This window comes from Gloeothece verrucosa PCC 7822, assembly GCF_000147335.1.
Taxonomy (GTDB): domain Bacteria; phylum Cyanobacteriota; class Cyanobacteriia; order Cyanobacteriales; family Microcystaceae; genus Gloeothece; species Gloeothece verrucosa.
The window spans coordinates 5,855,361-5,872,388 of sequence record NC_014501.1; the positions used below are offsets into that span (position 1 = coordinate 5,855,361).

General features: G+C 40.0%; 15 protein-coding genes. 9 read left to right on the forward strand and 6 right to left on the reverse strand.

Annotated elements, in window-relative coordinates:
* The first annotated feature begins 106 nt into the window (after positions 1 to 106).
* A complete protein-coding gene (locus CYAN7822_RS26305; protein WP_013325301.1) occupies positions 107 to 733 on the forward strand; it encodes a hypothetical protein in 627 nt (208 codons plus the stop codon).
* Here the strand turns inward: CYAN7822_RS26305 and CYAN7822_RS26310 are convergent.
* Positions 702 to 1,391, reverse strand: a complete 690-nt coding sequence (locus CYAN7822_RS26310; protein ID WP_013325302.1) for a GDSL-type esterase/lipase family protein — start codon at positions 1,389 to 1,391, stop codon at positions 702 to 704. The genes CYAN7822_RS26305 and CYAN7822_RS26310 overlap by 32 nt on opposite strands.
* A gap of 1,665 nt (positions 1,392 to 3,056) precedes the next feature.
* Here CYAN7822_RS26310 and typA point away from each other — a divergent pair.
* The 4 genes from typA (at position 3,057) to CYAN7822_RS26335 (ending at position 7,735) form a co-directional block, all read left to right on the forward strand.
* Positions 3,057 to 4,850: a translational GTPase TypA gene (typA, locus tag CYAN7822_RS26320; RefSeq protein WP_013325305.1), complete on the forward strand. Its 1,794-nt coding sequence runs from the start codon at positions 3,057 to 3,059 to the stop codon at positions 4,848 to 4,850.
* A 375-nt stretch (positions 4,851 to 5,225) separates the two neighbouring features.
* A complete protein-coding gene (locus tag CYAN7822_RS26325) occupies positions 5,226 to 6,107 on the forward strand; it encodes a response regulator (RefSeq protein ID WP_013325306.1) in 882 nt (293 codons plus the stop codon).
* 552 nt (positions 6,108 to 6,659) lie between these two features.
* Complete coding sequence (locus CYAN7822_RS26330; RefSeq protein ID WP_013325307.1) at positions 6,660 to 6,887, forward strand: ferredoxin family protein; 228 nt, start codon at positions 6,660 to 6,662, stop codon at positions 6,885 to 6,887.
* A 104-nt stretch (positions 6,888 to 6,991) separates the two neighbouring features.
* Positions 6,992 to 7,735, forward strand: a complete 744-nt coding sequence (locus tag CYAN7822_RS26335) for an ABC transporter ATP-binding protein (protein WP_013325308.1) — start codon at positions 6,992 to 6,994, stop codon at positions 7,733 to 7,735.
* A gap of 4 nt (positions 7,736 to 7,739) precedes the next feature.
* Here the strand turns inward: CYAN7822_RS26335 and CYAN7822_RS39655 are convergent, their stop codons facing one another.
* The gene (locus tag CYAN7822_RS39655; protein WP_013325309.1) at positions 7,740 to 10,847 is read right to left on the reverse strand and encodes a methyltransferase domain-containing protein; all 3,108 of its coding nucleotides are present in this window, start codon (positions 10,845 to 10,847) and stop codon (positions 7,740 to 7,742) included.
* An 85-nt stretch (positions 10,848 to 10,932) separates the two neighbouring features.
* Positions 10,933 to 12,009 carry a magnesium-protoporphyrin IX monomethyl ester (oxidative) cyclase gene (gene acsF / locus CYAN7822_RS26350; RefSeq protein ID WP_013325310.1) on the reverse strand — a complete coding sequence of 359 codons (1,077 nt, stop codon included), beginning with the start codon at positions 12,007 to 12,009 and terminating at the stop codon, positions 10,933 to 10,935.
* 297 nt (positions 12,010 to 12,306) lie between these two features.
* Here acsF and CYAN7822_RS26355 point away from each other — a divergent pair, with 297 nt between their 5' ends.
* The 4 genes from CYAN7822_RS26355 (at position 12,307) to CYAN7822_RS26370 (ending at position 15,933) form a co-directional block, all read left to right on the forward strand.
* A complete protein-coding gene (locus CYAN7822_RS26355; protein ID WP_013325311.1) occupies positions 12,307 to 13,197 on the forward strand; it encodes an MBL fold metallo-hydrolase in 891 nt (296 codons plus the stop codon).
* 129 nt (positions 13,198 to 13,326) lie between these two features.
* A complete protein-coding gene (locus tag CYAN7822_RS26360; RefSeq protein ID WP_013325312.1) occupies positions 13,327 to 14,304 on the forward strand; it encodes a bifunctional riboflavin kinase/FAD synthetase in 978 nt (325 codons plus the stop codon).
* Between the two features lie 98 nt (positions 14,305 to 14,402).
* Positions 14,403 to 15,323, forward strand: coding sequence for an AAA family ATPase (locus tag CYAN7822_RS26365; protein WP_013325313.1), 921 nt, complete (start codon positions 14,403 to 14,405; stop codon positions 15,321 to 15,323).
* Between the two features lie 10 nt (positions 15,324 to 15,333).
* Positions 15,334 to 15,933 carry a low-redox potential cytochrome gene (locus CYAN7822_RS26370; protein ID WP_013325314.1) on the forward strand — a complete coding sequence of 200 codons (600 nt, stop codon included), beginning with the start codon at positions 15,334 to 15,336 and terminating at the stop codon, positions 15,931 to 15,933.
* A 34-nt stretch (positions 15,934 to 15,967) separates the two neighbouring features.
* Here CYAN7822_RS26370 and CYAN7822_RS26375 read toward each other — a convergent pair whose 3' ends face one another.
* The 3 genes from CYAN7822_RS26375 to CYAN7822_RS26385 are packed head-to-tail and all read right to left on the reverse strand — an operon-like array spanning position 15,968 to position 17,021.
* Entirely contained in the window at positions 15,968 to 16,375 is a 408-nt protein-coding gene (locus tag CYAN7822_RS26375; RefSeq protein ID WP_013325315.1) for a thiol-disulfide oxidoreductase DCC family protein, read from the reverse strand.
* A gap of 9 nt (positions 16,376 to 16,384) precedes the next feature.
* On the reverse strand, positions 16,385 to 16,564 hold the full coding sequence (locus CYAN7822_RS26380; protein WP_013325316.1) for a hypothetical protein: 180 nt from the start codon (positions 16,562 to 16,564) through the stop codon (positions 16,385 to 16,387).
* A gap of 1 nt (position 16,565) precedes the next feature.
* On the reverse strand, positions 16,566 to 17,021 hold the full coding sequence (locus CYAN7822_RS26385; RefSeq protein WP_013325317.1) for a hypothetical protein: 456 nt from the start codon (positions 17,019 to 17,021) through the stop codon (positions 16,566 to 16,568).
* Positions 17,022 to 17,028 lie beyond the last annotated feature (7 nt).

Sequence of the window (17,028 nt, forward strand, 5' to 3'; positions counted from 1 at the left end):
AGATTAACAATTTTTAAGCTAATGTTGTGATCAGGCCAATTTAACTCAATTACGAGGTATAGTTTAAATAAGATTGACTATGCTATATTCCCCGTAGAAGCTTGGCGTGAAAAATCATTCTTCCCCATTAACCCTGTCACCCTCTGATCATACCGTGAGTTTTGGCTCAGAAAAACCGAACTCTTCTTGCTGTAAGACCTATCATTGGTCTTATGAATTTAATGATGGTAGCCGTCTAGTAGGCACAGTTAAAGGACAGCTAGACCGAAATCATCATAAACTCCTCAACCCTACTAAAATTTCTGCGGATTATCTCGACGCAGACGGGAAAACCGTCCTCCAATCTTGGAAAGACCTAGATTTTGCCTGTTTTGAATCAGATTTGACCGGTAAAAATCTGGTGATTGTTGCCTCTAATGATAATTTTGTCGGCAATAGTATGTGTTTGGTGGAAACGGCCAGCCGCCAACGCGCTCAGGTAACCGATGAGGGACAACAATTAATTGCAGAATCTTTTGATTCCTCTGCGTGGTCCATGTTGAAACAACCGAAAGAGGAGCCTGTGTCATCCCCCACTTGGGAGGTAGACTGGCAAGTATTTCCTTTGTTTCCTTTCTTGTCTATTCGATTAAATTGGCGTTTGCCTGCCTCCCGTGAAGTTTACCGTTGGACTTTTTTCCCTTACTGTTTTCCCTTTCCGGTTATGGAAGTTGCAACACGGGTGTCCAGTTAAGAATATCTTCTAGGAGAGCTTGATATCCTAACTCATTGGGATGAAGTCCATCACGCCCGAGGAGTTTTGTTCTCCAAGTCTCTCCCCGCGCCATCCATAAATCAAAAATATCGAGATAGGGGATGTGATATTTTTGACAAGCTTGCTTTGTCGCCTCTTTGTAACGATATTGCTCTCGATGCGTATAGTACAAACAATCTATAAAGGGCATTTTCTGCTCATCTACTGGTACCATACCGATAAACAGGGCAGGACAGAGATTTTTAGCTTGTTGCAGCAGAGTGTGTAATTGACCTTGGAAAGTGGCAAACTCAGTTAAATTACGTCCTTTTTCATGACCGACTTGAGGAGTATCATTAACCCCCACAGAAAGAAGAATCAAATCCGGAAACTGATTGCGAAATTCTCCTCGATAACGATATTCCGGTTCTAAACGTTCTAAAACTTGACAGACTCTATCTCCTCGTATGCCTAAATTATACAGGGCATGGCCTGAACTATCTGGACTCATCCATTGACGACGTAGTCTTTCTACCCATCCCCCTCCGACGGGATCTCCATAACCATAAATCAAACTATCCCCAATAGCAATTATCCGTAAAGGTTGCTTTTTAAAAGGAACAGATTTGGGTTTTGATACTTTCTCGGCAATAGTCATAAAACTTTTTCTACAAGAGTTTGGTTTACAACCTAATCAAGCTATTTGTAGCTTCCAACACGCTTTTTATATCTATCTATAGAGTGATCCGTTGACGAGTTTTTAAAGGCTGACAACTGTTTAATTGGTCTAGAATTTGTCAATAACTTTAATGAGATCTAATTTAACTCGTAAGTGAATTATACGATGTATTTTATTTAACATTAGTTTAGTCTCCATCATTGACCAAGATCATTAGCAATCTGATTAATATCATACCTTAAAAGTATATCCTTTGATGCTTGTCTCTCTAAAATCCCTATTCTCTTAGTCCGCAGAAACTCGTGCATTAGAATCCCTGAGAGAGGGATTACACTGTCATCAAAATTAGAATTAACTTCCATCGTCAATGGATTTACAACTTCCATTGATATAAAATTAATATTTGTCGAACTAGATTGATAAACTTTTTTGAACATTGGTGGCGATTAAAAATATTTATTTGGGAGAATTTTGCTTAAAAAAAACTGTTTATATTTCATTGTATTACATTTTTTGATTTCGCTATATTTAAAAGCATTCTCATCAATATTTAGAAAAAAAAATACTTTTTATTGAGGTAATTCAGGGAAAAAACCTCTAAATATTAATGAATGTTCTAGAGCCATCTAACCCGGTGAGGAATTGGATAGATATGAGATAAAGCTTGAGACGAATCTGAACAAGAAGCGGCAGAAAATCGAACAATAGTTCAGTCTAGATGGTTTTTTGCCTTATTTTTATCTAGATAACGGTGATGGATAGTTATGTCTTGCCAGGAAGGTTTGACTTTAACAATTTGAAGCAATACTTGGATTAATTCTCGTTTCTGTTTAAAGATTATTGATGAGCTATTGTATCGTTGCCATCATTGATTCAATAAACTGCTTGCATCATTGATTAGTCTAGCAAAAGTCTCTTGAATTCTGTCTAAGACTTGTTTTAGATTACATTGTAAATCTTCGTAATACAGTAGGTCTTGAGACATAGCTTAATAAACTCTATCTCAAGATAGAGGTAAGGGGTCATAAGTTAAGTTAAACAGGTGGACATTGATTAAAGTTAACTGTCTGATAAGGCAACAGGGAACAGCAAACGATTTCAGCAGTTTTATATTTCTTAACATAGAGTGGTTTATTTATGTCTAGGTAATTATATCCTGCGGGTTGAAAAAATTCTTCTAGATTGGGTTCTAAAATATAAGCTTCTTGATGTATCCGTTCTGTAACGATAAGTCAAGTTTTTTTCATAGCTTCAGGATGAATGATTTGAATAGGAGCGGTTTTGTAATACAAATTTTCAGTTGTTATACAGCTTGAAACAGGAGGGTTTAAGGCGGCGCTTTAGATATGGAGACAGTAGCAATCATCGGTCACAAGATAAGTAAAAATGCTCAGGGTTTTCGGTTAAAGGGAACCAGACTTTAAAAATCAACTTTAACTGAGTCAAATGCACAGTAGAAGTCTGAGCGAAACCGGAATCTTCTATCTTTAGAAAGATTTTGGCTTGAGTAAAGCCGCAGCGAGACACAAACCAGCAGACACTACACCCGACCCGCTATTTCCCTTATCACCTTGAGGCCGGGTAAGCTAAAATTGTAAAGAAATCTATAGTAACTCAAAAAAATTTTACTCGTTATAAATTCCTATGTCTCTTCCCATTCGCAACGTAGCCATCATAGCCCACGTCGATCACGGCAAAACTACCCTGGTTGATGCCCTTCTCAAGCAGTCCGGTATCTTCCGTGAAGGGGAAGAGGTTCCTGACTGCGTGATGGACTCCAACGCCTTAGAACGGGAACGGGGGATTACCATTCTCTCAAAAAATACCGCCGTTCGCTACAAAGATACATTAATCAATATTGTAGATACCCCCGGACACGCTGACTTTGGCGGCGAAGTCGAACGGGTGTTAGGGATGGTAGATGGATGTATACTGATTGTGGATGCTAACGAAGGTCCCATGCCTCAAACCCGTTTCGTCCTCAAAAAAGCCCTCGAAAAAGGACTGCGCCCCCTCGTTGTCGTCAATAAAATAGACCGTCCTAACGTCGAACCCGATAAAGCTGTAGATAAAGTCTTCGATCTCTTCGTCGAACTGGGAGCAGATGACGATCAGTGTGATTTTACCACCCTCTACGCTTCTGGATTAGCCGGATTTGCTAAGGCCAGTATTGATGATGAACCGGTCGATATGCAGCCGCTTTTTGAGGCAATTTTACATCATGTTCCCCCACCGGCCGGGGATATTGATAAACCCCTACAACTGCAAGTCACCACCCTAGACTATTCTGAATATCTAGGACGGATCGTCATTGGACGCATTCACAACGGCGTAATTAAAGGTGGACAACAAGCCGCCCTCATGAAAGAAAATGGGCAAATAGTCAAAGGAAAAATCAGCAAATTACTCGGCTTTGAAGGACTACAACGGGTAGAATTAGCCGAAGCGAGTGCCGGGAATATTGTCGCCGTAGCCGGATTTGCCGATGCTAACATTGGTGAAACCATCACCTCTCCCGATGATCCTCAAGCACTACCCCTCATTCGCGTTGATGAACCGACTTTACAGATGACCTTCTCCGTCAATGACTCTCCCTTTGCCGGACAAGAAGGAACTTTTGTGACTTCTCGCCAATTACGTGATCGCTTAATGCGAGAATTAGAAACCAACGTCGCCTTACGGGTAGAAGAAAGCGACTCCGCCGAAAAATTCCTGGTGTCTGGACGGGGTGAATTGCATCTGGGTATTCTCATCGAAACCATGAGACGGGAAGGCTATGAGTTTCAGGTCTCCCAACCCCAAGTTATTTATCGAGAAGTCAACGGACAACCCTGTGAACCCTTTGAATATTTAGTCTTAGATGTTCCCGATGATGCCGTAGGGTCTTGTATTGAACGCTTAGGACAGCGTAAAGGAGAAATGCAAGATATGCAAGCCGGCGGCAATGGACGCACTCAGTTAGAGTTTATCATCCCTGCCCGAGGCTTAATCGGTTTCCGAGGAGAATTTATTCGTCTGAGTCGTGGTGAAGGCATCATGAACCACAGTTTCCTAGAATACCGTCCCATCATCGGCGATGTTGAAACCCGCTATAACGGCGTTATGATCGCTTTTGAGGAAGGGGTTGCCACTTTCTACGCCCTCAAGAATGCTGAAGACCGAGGTGTATTTTTTATCACGCCTGGAACTAAAGTCTATAAAGGCATGATCGTCGGTGAACATAACCGCCCTCAAGACTTAGACCTTAATGTTTGTAAGACAAAACAGTTAACTAACCATCGTTCCGCTACTGGGGATGAATTAGTGCAACTGCAAACGCCTGTAGAAATGAGTTTAGAACGGGCATTAGAATATATTGGGCCTGATGAGTTAGTGGAAGTTACCCCTCAGTCTATTCGTCTGCGGAAAATGGCCACCAAGAAGTTAGCTAAACGTTAATTCTATTAGCTGGAAACCTACTAACAAAACTACCGCCCCCCATGCAGGTCATGATTGTTAAACCCCGTCCTTAAAAGGCGGGGTCTTCATTAAACAAAAATGTCTCTTGAGAATAAATTTTGATATACTTATATAAGGTAGTCACTGTGTAAACATAAATACTTAAAGCGTTTTATTGATATGCCACTCAGTAGCTCGACATCAATAAAGCTTACTGTACTTTCAAAAGTCAAATCCTCTAAAGCATACGTCTATTGTCTTTTGCCGGCTCTGACAGTTGACTTTAACCGATTTTCGCCTATTTGCGCCAAGCCGCTTGTCAGAATTATTGAGCAGCTTACCTTGTGGATTTAATACAGCTAAACAGTAACCAATATGCTAAAAACTAAAATCTTAATTTGTGAAGATGAACACCAATGTATTAAAAAAATACTCCGCCCTTGGCAAAAAGAAATCAGTGAAGGACGCAATGCTTTAATTATTGCGATGTCGGTAGAAGAAGCCCTGAACATACTTGAAAAAGATACAGAATATGAAATAAAATACGGTATTCTTGATTTAAAGATGCCTCTGGCCAAGCAAGATGGTACAAAATTTTTGGCTCAATTGATCAATGTTCGTCCCGAGATAAAAGTAATTATTTATACAGATTTTTTTCAAGAATATACGTCTCTAATCGAGTCTGAAGCCTCTTTAAATGTTGGAGAGAATTTATTAGGTATCTACTCAAAACGCTTATTTCCCCCCAAATTTATTAAAGAATTAATAAATATGTATATCCAGGCAGATGTAATAAAACTTTTAGAAAGTCCTGATAAAATTACCTCAAAAAATTTATTATCCCTGGTAGATACACTATCTTATAAAAAGAAACTTAAGATAATCAAAGCTTTATTTTCTCAATTAGATCTCTCTACGGCTCAACAATTGCAACAGTCATTCGACGAAGATATCACCAAAGTTCTCGAAATTATTAAGCAAAAACGGCAAGATGACAAATTGAGAAAATGGCTTATCGCTAAATCCCGTGAGGGAATTCTTGATCCCAATATTCCCGCAGAGAATTTTGAAGCGAATTTTGTTCTTGAAGAACGTTTTCACGACGCAGATGGTCCCTATTATTACTTACGCTACAAGTCCCCGGGCGATTCAAAATGGACTTATGTCTACCTCAATAGCTACGGCTCCTTAATCAATACTGTGCCTGTTGATTGTGCCCGTCGTTACTATTTACAACGCAAAGCCAACTCTCCATAAACAAATTTTTCGGCGGTTTTTATAGATAAAATTGTGCTAATATACATAAAGACCGCCATAATGCTAAATATCAGTTACCTATCTCCCCTTTCAAGCTCTATTAGGGAACTACCGACTACCCTAACCCTCTGCTTCTCTAGCCGTCAAGGAGTTGCAGAATAGGGGATGGGAAAAAAACAAAATTGCTCAAAGGTGAGAAAACCCTTTTGAGGGGGAGTTAGTGTTTTAAGTTTCCATCTCCGTTTATTTAAACCCTGTTAAATTGATTAACAGGGTTTGTTTTGCTTAAAGGTAGTCATAACACAAGAAAAGCAATAAGCCCTACCCAAATAATACGGGAGGGTGAGAGCCTCCGTTTTTTGATCCTTCGCACCGCGAGGGAGGGGCTGAAACCCGACGATGCTCGGACTATCGTCTTGCGCGTCGGCCCGACAGAATTTATTCGGTCATATCCTACAAATTTTCGATAGGAGTGTCAAGCAAGAAGACTCAATCTTGCTACGCTATTAGATAGCCGATTCTAATCTAGCCAAATTTAAGGAGAGAAAAACCTTGCCACACACCATTGTCACAGAAACCTGTGAAGGCGTTGCCGACTGTGTAAAAGCTTGTCCGGTTGCTTGTATTCATCCAGGCCCAGGCAAAAACATCAAAGGGACTGATTGGTTTTGGATAGACTTTGCCACCTGTATTGATTGCGGCATTTGTCTAAGCGTCTGTCCTGTAGAAGGAGCAATTATTCCCGAAGAACGCCCAGAATACCAAAAAAATCCTCAATAAACCCACACAGGCCGGCAAAAAGGGCAAAAACGCTCTGACTAATGACTACTGACTACTGACTAACGACTAATGACTACTGACTAATGACTAACGACTAACGACTAATGACTAATGACAATTTACTAGAAGTTAAAGAAGTTTATGCCGGCTATGTTCAAGATTTAAACATTCTCCAAGGTATAAATTTTAAAATTGCACCCGGGGAATTAGTAGCGGTTATTGGACCTAATGGTGCCGGCAAATCAACCCTAGCAAAAACCATTTTTGGACTCTTAACCCCCAACCGAGGACAAATTATTTTTAAAGGGGAAAATATCGCAGGATTACGTTCCGATCAAATCGTGCAGCGAGGGATGTGTTATGTTCCTCAAATAAATAATGTTTTCCCCTCTCTCTCGGTGGAAGAAAATTTAGAAATGGGAGCATTTATTCTTAAGAATTCCCTAAAATCCTTAAAAGAAAAAATCTATACCATGTTTCCCCGCTTAAAAGAACGCCAGCATCAACGGGCCGGCACTCTTTCCGGTGGAGAACGCCAAATGTTAGCGATGGGACGAGCTTTGATGTTAGATCCTAACCTAATATTATTAGATGAACCTTCAGCCGCTTTATCTCCGATTTTAGTCAGTAGTGTCTTTGAACAGATTAAAGCCATCAACCAAATGGGTACTGCTATTGTTTTAGTGGAACAAAACGCCAAAAAAGCTCTAGAAATGGCTGATCGAGGCTATGTTTTGGAAAATGGATGTGATCGCTTTGAAGGCAGAGGGTTAGATTTATTAAATGACCCTAAAGTCGGAGAATTGTACCTCGGCGCGGCTTATCAAGCGGGGAGCAAAGAACACTAACGCACTACTTAAATAATTCTGGCACTCGATGACGTAATTCTTCATTTAGTTCAGATAAAGCATCATACATTTGAAGATACTTTTCGTATCTTTGGCGATAATGTTGTGACAATAATCGATTCTCTTTAACCCAATTGTAAGCATTAGTTGCTATTTCAGAGCGCAATTTAGGTTCAGCGAGCAGTTGCGCGAATTGTTTTTCAAATTCTTTTAAAGAAGCGTAAATCATTCCCGTTTTTTGGTTGATGATGGATTTTCCATACACCGTAGGACTCGCTAAAGCCACCACACCATTAGCGGCACATTCTAAAAATTTTAAGTCCGATTTCATCGAATTAAATCGGTTTGACTCTAAAGGAAGTAAAGCCAGATCACAATCTCTCATAATCTGCAAATACCGAGGATAAGTACACCAAGGTTCAAATTGTTTATGCTCCGTTGTTAAAGCCTCAAAAAATAACTTATCATGCACAACATTTACCATCACTTTCTCGCCATAAGTTTCTAAAATCCGATTGATAATCGGCATAATTGGTTCCCAATCGTTGGCTCTATTTTGAGCCGCAAATAGAAGTTTAACAGGAGTGGATGTATTTTCAGGGTTAAAATCGCGTGGAGAGGGTAAATAAGGTAAATAATTAGCAAAGAGTAGAACCTGTGGAAAGCGTTTTCGTAAGTCCTCTGCTAAAGTTTCAGTAGACACTTGAACAACATGACAGGTGTTTAAAAACTGAGCAAATTGTTGTGCTGTTTTTTCAGGCCAAGCCCAAGGGTCATCATCGATTTCAGCGATAATTAAATAGCCCGATTTTAAAAGTTTCTTTTGAATTTCAACAATTTTTTCTAGGGAAATCGAATAATCAAGCAAGGGACGTTGCCAAATAAATATTTTACTTCCTTCAAAATCAATGGGATCAATATCATTCGATTGTTCATACAAAGTTTTAACCCCTGGAATAGTGGCTAAAAAATCATTAGGAAATTCAACACGCATGAATTTGCAGATTGTCTGACTGACTCGAGAATGAATCAGAACCGGGCGTAAAGAACTAGAAGATTTAATGCCTCTGGGAATATATTGAAAGGAATTTATTTCTGAAGAAAAAGTCTCAGAAGAAACCTTTAATAAATTTAAAATCGGCTGGAAACTTTGCAACAACTCTTGTGAAGCCGGCCTAATGACGCGACTTTTGCAATCAAAAACCTTGAGTCCACAATAATTAAAAAGTTCTTCAAGGGTTTTTCGGGTAAAAAAGCGTAGATGGGTTCGGTCTAGTAAGCCCTCATCTTCATATTTCCATTGACCTTGAAATAACTGAACCAAAATACTGCAATGTTGAATATTGGGAATAGAAGCGATCACTTGTCCATTTTCTTTTAGCCATTTTGTCTGTTGTTTAAGCACCTGCCAAGGATCGACGAGATGTTCTAAAACATCGCCATAGATTAAGCAGTCTACGGTTCCTTCACCGATGTCTAGTTTGTTATTTTCTAAGTCTTCAATATTACCAATAATCACCCGATCTAATTTTGGCTCGGCAATAGCGGCTGCTTCTGGGTTGATCTCAATGCCAATGTATTGACTATTTGGGTTAATTTTTTTGTATTCTTGACCGAGACTCCCCGCCCCACAACCCACTTCAACAATAATTTTAGCATCACTGGGAATTTGAATTAATAAATCATAATTAATGCGGCTATAATAATCCGCTTCTTTCTGTTGTAAATTCGCTCGCGTAGCGATTAAGAAATTGAGCAAAGAACTATAACTGAGAGGGGGTTTCTTTTCGGGTTTTTCTTGATTGACCTTTTTTGGCTCAAGATTCGAACGGCTTTTCTCGTAACAATATCCCAGTGCCCAAAAGTTAAAGCCGTCTTCAGAGATTTTAACATCTTGAAATCCGGCTGCCTCCATTTTTTGTTTAAGACTGTTAGGAGTAAAGGCGGTTTTATGAGCGGCAGAGGTATTACCTGTAGCGAGGGCGGCTCCCAACCCATATAGAATATCAATAGGCGTAATCGGTCCAGCAGGAGAGGTATATAAAGGTTCCTCTATTTTGCCTTGAGCGACATATTCAGCTACTTTCTGGATATCGGGCAAAGTAATAACAGCAAATCCCTCGGTTTTGATCACTCGCCTAAATTCACTGAGGGCGAGCGGGACTTCATGATGATAAAGCGCTTTAAGATTATGATAGGAATAGAGCGCATCAACCGATTGATCCGGAACCGTACTGAGATCAGTCATTGAGCCAATTAGGTCCGGTTCAACAGCCGCATCACTATCGAGTCGAATTTCTTGCCATTCATCGGTTTGAAAAATTTTCGGGATTCGGGCCGGATTTTTAGGACCAGAACCCACATTGAGAAAAAGTTTTTTGTCTGAATGAATCAGAGATTGAGAAAGGGATGAATAGTCTTGTTGAGCGATATTCCAAGATAAAATACAAATATTTTTTAGGGCGGGAATTCCATGATTTAAAAGTTGCCAAGGCAATATAATCTGACATTGAGGCTGAGATAAAACGAAATCTTCTAAAGCTTGTTGTACGGGTTTTTCCTGAGTATTTGCGACAATAATTAAGGCTTCTTCTGATAAACATGGTTTAGCCAAGACTAAGCTTGACATCACTGTTCTATATTCCGGATAACTATCGTAATATAAGACTCCTATTTTATCTTCTATTTTATTTTCTCTGAACTCGACCAAAAACTCGGCTACATCTTGATCACAGAAAAAAACTTGCTCTTCTAAATTAAAATAGACGATGTTTTGATTTAAATCGGCTAAATATTCCTCTGCTTGTTCTAAGGCTGTACAATTATCCACAGCATAAGCCATTGCTGTTGAATTGTTTAGAAGTGCGCCCATTAAAGAAACTTTTCCTAAACATCCCAACTGACAATAAACTTCTTGTTTTTCTAAACAGGCTACAGCGTTATTTAACAAGGGTAAAAGGTTAGGATTAACTGGGGGACCGAACGAGTTCCGCACTTGAGGTTGGGATTTTTTTAAAACCGAGTCAAATTGTCCCGGTTTAGGAGACATAGAGTCTTTTGCCCAATTTTCATAACCCCTTGATAATTGATTAATAAATTTTTGAACATCCATAAATTTTTTTATTTTTAATCATAGATATAATAGGGGTTGGTCATTAGACGAACCCCCAGGAAATATTATTAAAAGAAGCTAAAACTTAGCGAACAGTTCCCGCCAAGTGGTCAACCCGAATGGGTTTGATTAAATACAGCTTCAGACATTGCCAAGCATTGTTAGCGTATAAAGGCAACTTGCGTAATAGTTTTAGCGGCTGAGGACTATCCGAACTATCAATGGCGCGTAATTTTTCATTATTTTGGATACAGATTTCCAAACGCTGATAAAACTCAGGATTTTCCACATCGAGCATGACGGGGAAAACTCGCCCGGCGGTTTCATTAGTCTTCTCAATCACATATTTATCATATTCTCGCGCATTTAAGCCAATAGAGGCATAAAAATCGGCGCGTTGAATATCATTGAGATACATGGTAGCAAACACCGACAACAGGAAGAAGCGACACCACAGTCTAGCACGCCAATCATTTAAGGTGTTAGGTTGGGCCTTCATAATGGCATCAAAGAAGTCTCCGTGACGGTTTTCATCCTGACACCAATTTTCAAAAAAGCGGAAAATCGGATAAATCCGGTCTTCGGGATGTTGCTCTAAATGACGGTAAATGGTGATATAACGCCAATAACCAATTTTTTCCGACAAATAGGTGGCATAAAAAATAAACTTAGGCTTAAAGAAAGTATATTTTCTGCTCTTAGTCAAAAATCCTAAGTCTAAAGAAAGATTAAAATCTGACATCGCCTTATTGAGGAAGCCGGCATGACGCGCTTCATCTCTCGACATCAGGTTAAAACACTCTGCCAGAACCGGACTTTTATCTTTTAATCGCCGTCCGAGTTCCTTGTAGAGGAGGAAGCCGGAAAACTCGGCTGTGCAAGAACGCTCTAAAAATTCCACAAACAAGCGGCGAGTTTCCCCGTCGATGTGATGCCAAGATTGATTAAATTCTTCATTGCGAACAAAATGATGACGATTATAGTCAGCCCGAAACTCTTCGAGAATCGCTCTTAACTCCTCTTCGTTAGGAGAGATATCCATCTTGGCCATCGCTTCAAAGTCAGTAGTGTAAAAGCGAGGAGTTAAAATAGTTTCCTTAGCTGGGACTTTAATCCCAGGGCGAAGTTCTTCAAATTCTGCTTTGTTTAGGGTATTGACCATATTGTTATACAAGTTTTTCCAATAAAACAGGTAAGACGATTAATTTATAGGACTGCACAGATCCCGAGCAGGAGATTAGGTTTTAGTCTACCAAGCTCTTAGCAATGGTTTACCTAACTGTTTATTAAAAGTTACAAAACTTGAGAATTATTTTTAATAGGCCATAACATAAACTGCCTTTAATGTCAATGATCACAAACACGTAAAGACCATGAGCCGATAAGGTCGCGGATGGGGAAGTTAAATGTTAATCTGACTATTATAAAGGCTTAGATTATCAGCTTAATCTCAAAACTTATGTCCCTTGACAGTAATCGATTTCATATTAAATTCTGGGGAGTTAGAGGAAGTATACCTTGCCCGGGTGCTAATACTGTCCGTTATGGGGGTAATACCTCTTGTGTAGAAATGAAAGTGGGTTTACAACGCCTGATTTTTGATGGAGGTACAGGAATACGTATTTTAGGAGAGTCCCTTCTGTCAAAATTGCCGGTCAATGGTCATATATTTTTCACCCACTCCCACTGGGACCATATCCAAGGATTTCCCTTTTTTGTTCCTGCTTTTATTCCGGGGAACCACTTCAAAATTTATGGCATCCCTGCCCCCAACGGCGCGACCGTGCAACAACGTCTGCATGATCAAATGTTACACCCGAATTTCCCGGTTCCTCTACAAATTATGCAAGCTCAATTGCAATTTTATGACCTCGAGATCGGAGAATCTATACAACTAGAGGATGTGGAAATAGAAACGGCCCGTCTCAATCATCCTGGTGAAGCTATTGGTTATCGGATTAACTGGCGTGGACTATCGGCGGCTTATCTGACTGATACAGAACATTTTCCCGACAGATTAGATGAAAATGTTCTCAAGTTGGCCCGCAATGCTGATGTGGTCATTATTGATGCGACTTACACTGATGAAGAATACCATAATCCTAAGTCTAGTAAAGTCGGTTGGGGACACTCCACTTGGCAGGAGGCCGTCAAAATCGCTCAGGCGGCCAATGTTAAACAATTAGTTCTGTTTCATCATGACCCCTCCCATGACGATAATTTCTTGGACCGTATTGGCGAAAAAGCTAGTCTCGCTTTTCCTCATACGATTTTAGCCCGGGAAGGAATGGCTATCGAGTTAATTCCTAGCTCCCCAGAAAAAGCCGCCTCCTCAGTGGCTAACCTCTAACCGGGATCGACCAACCTAAATATATTTGCTTTTGGTGGGATTGATGCTGTTACAATTGTTTACAGAATGGGGGTTAAACCCGTGTGACAACTTAAACAATTATGACAAAATCGGTCAAAATCGAGCAGCGTGTGGTTAGTTAAATCATCAAGCGATCTCATTTTAACGCCAACGGCTATTGCCCTCGGCAACTTCGACGGCATTCATCTTGGCCATCAACAAGTGATTAGCTCCATTTGGACAAAATCGAGTAGTTCCCTAGTCCAAAAATCCCGAGAACAAGATCCCTTGCTCCATAGCACGGTGGTGACGTTTGATCCTCATCCCCGAGAGTTTTTTAGTGGACAAAAAACCCAATGTCTCACTCCATTACCCGAAAAAGTTAAATTATTAGAACAAATTGGCATCAAGCAACTGGTTTTGTTACCTTTTGATCGAGAACTAGCCGCTTTAAGTCCTCAACAGTTTGTCGAACAGATTCTTGTGCAAAAACTGCAAGCGGCGCGAATCTGTGTGGGAGAAGATTTTCGCTTTGGTCATCAACGCGCAGGAGGTGCCAGCGAGTTAGAGGCACTGGCCTCTCCATTTGGGATTGAAGTCATCATCACCGGCCTACAAACTTGCAACAGTGAAGAATTAAGAATTAGTAGTTCTCGTATACGTCAAGCCCTAGCAGATGGTAATATAGAAGCAGCAAAGGGAATGCTAGGACGACCCTACTCTTTAACTGGAACCATTATCAAAGGACAACAATTAGGCCGAAAAATCGGTTTCCCAACGGCTAATCTAGACTTACCCAGCCATAAACTATTGCCGCGTTATGGGGTCTATTGTGTGCGAGTGGAAATAGAAGATGACCTGACTCAGGATAACCCGAAAACCTCTTTCAATGGGGTGATGAATATTGGTTATCGTCCCACTGTACAAGGAGAAGGACCTACCGTTGAAGTTCATTTGCTAGATTGGTCAGGAGACCTTTATGGTAAATCTTTAACCGTTAGCTTAGAACAATTTCTCCGCCCAGAAACCAAATTTCCCTCTTTAGATGCGCTAAAAGCTCAGATTACAGAAGATTGTCAACTTGCTCGGAAAATTCTTACGGGTTAGATGTAAACTCAAGAGCCAAAATCGGGAAAATTAATAGCAGTAAAGATGTTGTCTCCAATGTCTCTACTCTCGCCGGCTTGAAAACTAATTTAACCTTTATGAGAGAAAACATCCTCGCCCTTAAAGATAACCTAAGTCTGAGTATAGTAGGTAAAAGTGAAGCAATTGACCTGGTTTTGGTGGCCCTACTCAGTGGCGGTCATGCGCTTTTAGAAGATGTGCCGGGTGTGGGTAAAACCTTACTCGCTAAATCTTTAGCTCGCTCTATTAATGGTCAATTTCAACGCATACAATGCACACCCGACTTATTACCAACCGATGTCACAGGAACCAATATTTGGAACCCTAGCACCCGAGAATTTGAATTTTTGCCGGGTCCGGCTTTTACCAATGTCCTGCTGGCGGATGAAATTAACCGCGCCACTCCTCGCACTCAGTCGGCCTTATTAGAAGTCATGGAAGAAAAACAAATTACGGTGGATGGACAAACCCGCCGAGTCCCTCAACCGTTTTTTGTCATCGCTACCCAAAACCCCATTGAGTATCAAGGGACTTTTCCTTTACCCGAAGCGCAGATGGACCGTTTTACCCTCTCCCTCAGTTTAGGGTATCCTTCTGAGCTAGAGGAATTACAGATGCTACAAAAACATCTGAGTCACCCAGTTATTGAGGAGTTAGAGCCTTGTATTTCCCTCGAACAGGTGAAGGACTTACAAAAATTGGTCAGTGAGGTGAAAGTCACCCGAGAGCTACAACAATATATCCTCAATTTGGTGAGAGCAACCCGTGAATATGAAGAGATTTCCTTGGGTATTAGTCCCCGAGGAACCATTATCTTACAAAAAGCGGCTCAAGCTTTGGCCTTTTTGAGAGATAGAGATTATGTTATTCCTGATGATGTCAAATTTTTGGCACCTCATGTCTTTTCTCATCGTCTTATTCCGGCAAGTGGGCGTAATGCTCGCACTATCGTTAAGAAAATGTTAGATTCTGTCGCGATAGAAAAAGTCCTGATTTAGAACAAGACTAATGTTGAATTTGCTCGGGTTTCACCGCTCTCTAAAACGCTCTCAATTAACCGGTAACTTAGGAGTTAGAAAAAAAGGTTTATTGCTCTTGTCTTTACTTTTAATGGGTTTTTGGAGTATGGCTTTAGGGATAGGTATTGCTAGAGCCATTAATCATTCTACTGATACCGGTTCGCCGCTTTCTCTGACCAACCGTGACCCTTCTTTATTGGCGAGTTCCATTTTGGAACGTTATAAAACGGCTCAACAATTGTATATTGATACTTGTTCGGGTTGTCATATTCCCATTTCTCCTAGTGTTTTACCTTCAGAAAGTTGGAAGTCTATTTTAGAAAAACCCGATAGACATTATGGAACTTCTGTGGATATGATTCGCATTACTCAAGTGTTACTTTGGGAATATTTGGCCACCTTTTCTCGCCCGGTATCAAGAGATGAACCCGTGCCACTATATATCTCTCAATCTCGTTATTTTAAAGCGCTTCATCCTCGGGTAGATTTACCGAAACCTTCTACGCTTAAAACTTGTGTGACTTGTCATCCTAGGGCACAACAATACGATTATCAAACCTTGTCTCCTGAGTGGGATAATGCGCCTTAAACTTCCTAGTGGGGGTAACCCACCCCCTCAACAGCTAACCATTCCCCTCCACGCGACAACCAAACGGATAAGCAGAATGGTAAGTAGCCGCTCGTTTGCCAAACCAACTATAACGATTATCTCGTATTTGTTCGTAACTGCGGTCGCCGATCCATTTCATCCCCGGTAAAAGGCGATATGTATCAATAAACAGCTTACCCATCGGTAACAGACTGATGATTTCTTCAGCCGCGTCACTTCCCTGCCAACGACGAGTATTATTAGGATCAATTAAAATCATCCCCATATTACAATCAGCCGCACTAATGGCAAATTGTTGTAAAGTGGTTTCATCTTGCATGGGAATGTAGTCAAATAACTGTCCTTGATCAAATTGTTCTAAGAGTTGAACAAAGTTGCTACAAAGATTACAGTTTCCATCATAAATAACGTGATATTTCATAAGTTTATTTTAACCGAAAAATATTTTAAGATAGTCTGCACCAGAGGAAGCAATTGTGTAGTGTAATGACCCTTCTGGACTCATTTTTATAATATCTACTGCTATTAATTCTATCTGGTGGTTGCTTAATATACCCGTTTCAATCAAGTGGTGATATTGGTCAACTGTCCATTTAATTAAAGTTTTCATCTTATTTTTTCTTTCTATCTAAATATCCTTTAAATCCAATTCCACTACCAAAGCCACCACCAAAGATAATAATAATTTTTAAGATTTCTTGATATAGGGTTATATCTTTGTTGACTAAAAATACAGTTATAAATACTAAAAAAGCCAAAATGAATACAAAATACCAAAAATTGTATTTTCTTTCTTCTTTAGTATCTAAAAAAGCTCTCTCATCATCTTTTTCAGTAATTTCAAGAATTTTAGTAATATGAGATTCAGTAATTTTATTTTGAAGAGGAGAAAAAGGACTAGAAATACGCTGCATTGAAAGGGTTCCCTGTACAACTCTTTTAATCGGTGCGGGCAGATTTTCTATTTCTGTAGTTATTTCTTCTAAGTCTGTATCCTCATCATTATTTTCTTGACCCTCGTCTTTTTCTAACTCTTTTTTCTTACCTTCTGATTCTCCCTCTGCCATAGTATAT

Bases quoted from the DNA above. Each gene is read 5' to 3' on its own strand.
- CYAN7822_RS26310 (WP_013325302.1), bottom strand. From the start codon at position 1,391: ATGACTATTGCCGAGAAAGTATCAAAACCCAAATCTGTTCCTTTTAAA.
- typA (WP_013325305.1), top strand. From the start codon at position 3,057: ATGTCTCTTCCCATTCGCAACGTAGCCATCATAGCCCACGTCGATCAC.
- CYAN7822_RS26325 (WP_013325306.1), top strand. From the start codon at position 5,226: ATGCTAAAAACTAAAATCTTAATTTGTGAAGATGAACACCAATGTATT.
- CYAN7822_RS26335 (WP_013325308.1), top strand. From the start codon at position 6,992: ATGACTAATGACAATTTACTAGAAGTTAAAGAAGTTTATGCCGGCTAT.
- CYAN7822_RS39655 (WP_013325309.1), bottom strand. From the start codon at position 10,847: ATGGATGTTCAAAAATTTATTAATCAATTATCAAGGGGTTATGAAAAT.
- acsF (WP_013325310.1), bottom strand. From the start codon at position 12,009: ATGGTCAATACCCTAAACAAAGCAGAATTTGAAGAACTTCGCCCTGGG.
- CYAN7822_RS26355 (WP_013325311.1), top strand. From the start codon at position 12,307: ATGTCCCTTGACAGTAATCGATTTCATATTAAATTCTGGGGAGTTAGA.
- CYAN7822_RS26365 (WP_013325313.1), top strand. From the start codon at position 14,403: ATGAGAGAAAACATCCTCGCCCTTAAAGATAACCTAAGTCTGAGTATA.
- CYAN7822_RS26370 (WP_013325314.1), top strand. From the start codon at position 15,334: ATGTTGAATTTGCTCGGGTTTCACCGCTCTCTAAAACGCTCTCAATTA.
- CYAN7822_RS26375 (WP_013325315.1), bottom strand. From the start codon at position 16,375: ATGAAATATCACGTTATTTATGATGGAAACTGTAATCTTTGTAGCAAC.
- CYAN7822_RS26380 (WP_013325316.1), bottom strand. From the start codon at position 16,564: ATGAAAACTTTAATTAAATGGACAGTTGACCAATATCACCACTTGATT.
- CYAN7822_RS26385 (WP_013325317.1), bottom strand. From the start codon at position 17,021: ATGGCAGAGGGAGAATCAGAAGGTAAGAAAAAAGAGTTAGAAAAAGAC.